Raw genomic sequence first — 2,705 nt, forward strand, 5'->3', positions numbered from 1 at the left:
CGTTGGCCGCCAGGCGGCCGTCGGTCTGGGCGAGGTAGAGCACCGGCACCAGGACCTTTTCACCGTTGATGGTGGCTTCTTCAAGCCAGACGATGTCGTGGGTCAGCGCGGCGACCTGTTCGGCGCTGAGGCCGACGCCCAGTTGCAGCTGGAGGCTGTCCTTGTAGGCGATGGCGTTGTCCATCAGGTACTTGAACAACGCTTCGTCGCTGGCCATGCCGTCGATGTAGCGCTGGCCGGTGCGGGCGACCACCGCTTGCTGGATCAGTCGCTGCTCGTAGATGCCGTCGCCGAGGTGTATCCAGGGCGGGGCCGCGCTATATTCAAATTCTTAAAGAACCGGGCACTTGCGAATTAGAGTAGAAAAATAAATCTGTCCCCTTTTCCTTTTCGCTTTCTTGATGACACAACTATTCAGAGAATAGATATTTCTCTCGAACCTGCCTCATGCAGTCAATCATATTCTCCAACCGCTGCCCCTCAAGACCAATCGCTGCCAAATCGTCTGCGCAACAATTATCATACGCACTAGCCAATACCTCCAGCATGTCTTCTGCATAAGGACTTTCTCTAGAAAGTTCCAATCCATAGCACATTCCCTCCTTAAATATTGCTGTCTGCAATACCGCAAAAAACCCTACATCATCAGTCGTGCAAAGAGAGCCCGCTTCATCTTGAACATATGCAAAGGCTTGCTCTGGCCTAAGGTTAATCTGAGATATCGCCTTTTCATAAAGCCGAGAAACTACCGAGCATATCTCCTCCACGGTCAAGTCGAATGACATCTTCATTTCTCCATGGTAAAGATATTTAATTGAATATTAGGGTATCTCTCGCGAAACTGACTAACAATATCACTACAGCTTGGGCAGACCATTTTTTCTGAAGAAGAAAAGGGGACAGATTTATTTTCCGTACTCTAATCCTGACTCCGCGCCTAGTTTTAGAGTAGAAAAATAAATTTGTCCTCGTTTCGGTTCAACCGATTGATTAAGGAGATGCTTTCCGGTAGAACGATACAAAACCCTTCCCATTTTCGCGCCCTAAGCTATTCGACTAAAAACCAATCTCGCTTTTGATCTAAGCATCGTCTCATCCAAGTAGACCCCAGGATTTTTATTTATAAGAAGAACATCCTCACTATACATATCAGCGTCACCATAAAGCTCATCTAGCAAAAAAAACAAATCCTCATCAAGAACCCTTGATTCACCTTTGAACTTTTCGATATACAAATCTCGAAATTCACTCGCAGATATAAAACCCTGCAAGAATTTCCGTATCAACTCCTTATACTCAAGACCTGGACCACCCATTACCCACCCCCCAACTTTCCATCTCTCAAAACATATTTTAGCTGTTGCGGATTTAGCTTCCAGCCTGACAAGAAGTTACCAGCCGAATCACGAATCACATTTAACCCGGTACTCGGATTAACAAAGTGACTAACAGGACTCCCTCTATACGTACCGTATATCAATTTTGTTCCAGGATCCGATATATGACTCTGTATTGCCCTCTCAAACTCATTGAGCGCCGCTTTATTCTGATTCCCTGCAACCCCAAAGTCGGCAGCATGTTTAAATGCGTGCTGCAACTGCCCTTGATTAAATGCAATTTCAGTATTTACCGAAGTTTTGACTATTGGTCGAACGTACGGCAACCCAGCTTCAGCATCTGCCGCCCCACCAGTCGAAATCTTTGATGACGCGGAGCCAATAGTTTCACTACTTTTAGCAGCGGTCGACTCTGCAAGCTTAGCCTCAATCTTGCCAGCAATTGCTTCACCGGCCGCCCTCACCCCTCGCCCTATACCACTACCGGTACCTTTGGCTCCTGGTAGCAGTAACTCCTCCACGGTAGTTTCACGAATTACACTGTCACCAACGACCAGCCCCAGTGCCTCCCGGATGTACTGCTGCTGATCGATCTGACCCTTGAAGCTTCCGATCTCTCCGTTGTGGGTACCGGTCTGATCGGATCCGTACTGAGCCAAAGCGCGTTGCAAGTTGGCCCATGCGGCGCTGGACTGATTGCCCAGATACGGCTGGTTGAACAGGTTGCTGTCGGCAAATTGCTCCGCCGTGGCCTGGAAGGCGTACACCGGCTGGCCGTGCGCAATGATCGGTTCGCCGTTGGCCCAGCGTAACGGCTCACTGCCCATACCCATCGTAGAGACGGAGTTAAAGGCAATTTCACTGATGTGGTCGAAATTGGCCCTCAGACTGCTGTCCGGATTGAGGCCATCCAATTGCTTGAGCAAGCTCAGGTACTGCTCGCTCTGCGTCTTGTCCACGGCAGTACCAGCGCTGAGAGTGAGCATGTCCTCCCAAGTCAGGCTCCCGAGGTCGATCTTTCCGTATTGGGCCTCCAGCTCCTTCGCCTTTTCACGAATCTGCCGTTGCTCTTCCGGGTGGAGCTGGCGGTTATAGGCGGTAGCGTTCTTCGCAATTTCCGCGCCTTTGCCTACGTCGCCATTCACCGCTGCCGCAGCCAGTACGCCAACGATTTGCGACTCCATCAGCTCGAACTTCGGATCGCCCTTAGCCCAGCCATGTAGCACGTTGGCCAGGGCCTCATTGACCCCGGCGGCCATGGCGCCGGTCTTGAAATCGCTGCCGGTTGCTTCGGCGAGCAGGCCTCCCATCAAGGCATGGGCAACGATTTTCTGCAGGCTGCCGTCCCGATAAACATTGCCGCCATAC

The 2,705-nt window shown here is 50.8% G+C and carries 3 protein-coding genes and 1 pseudogene; all 4 read right to left on the reverse strand.

Translation table 11 applies throughout. The annotated features are described in order from the left end of the window. Nucleotides 1-295: pseudogene (locus L6D89_RS32250) on the reverse strand (hypothetical protein); the annotation flags it as partial. Nucleotides 296-410: 115 nt separating this feature from the next. After that, nucleotides 411-785: a hypothetical protein gene (locus L6D89_RS32255; protein WP_226045459.1), complete on the reverse strand. Its 375-nt coding sequence runs from the start codon at nt 783-785 to the stop codon at nt 411-413. A 258-nt stretch (nt 786-1,043) separates the two neighbouring features. After that, nucleotides 1,044-1,316, reverse strand: a complete 273-nt coding sequence (locus L6D89_RS32925) for a colicin immunity domain-containing protein (RefSeq protein ID WP_373875003.1) — start codon at nt 1,314-1,316, stop codon at nt 1,044-1,046. Next, nucleotides 1,316-2,705 (reverse strand): colicin D domain-containing protein (locus L6D89_RS32260; protein ID WP_236202328.1); only part of this gene is annotated, 1,390 nt, incomplete at its 5' end. The genes L6D89_RS32925 and L6D89_RS32260, both read right to left, overlap by 1 nt.

It is taken from the genome of Pseudomonas pseudonitroreducens, assembly GCF_021603645.1.
GTDB classification, from domain to species: Bacteria; Pseudomonadota; Gammaproteobacteria; order Pseudomonadales; family Pseudomonadaceae; genus Pseudomonas; species Pseudomonas pseudonitroreducens.

Bases quoted from the DNA above. Each gene is read 5' to 3' on its own strand.
- L6D89_RS32255 (WP_226045459.1), bottom strand. From the start codon at position 785: ATGTCATTCGACTTGACCGTGGAGGAGATATGCTCGGTAGTTTCTCGG.
- L6D89_RS32925 (WP_373875003.1), bottom strand. From the start codon at position 1,316: ATGGGTGGTCCAGGTCTTGAGTATAAGGAGTTGATACGGAAATTCTTG.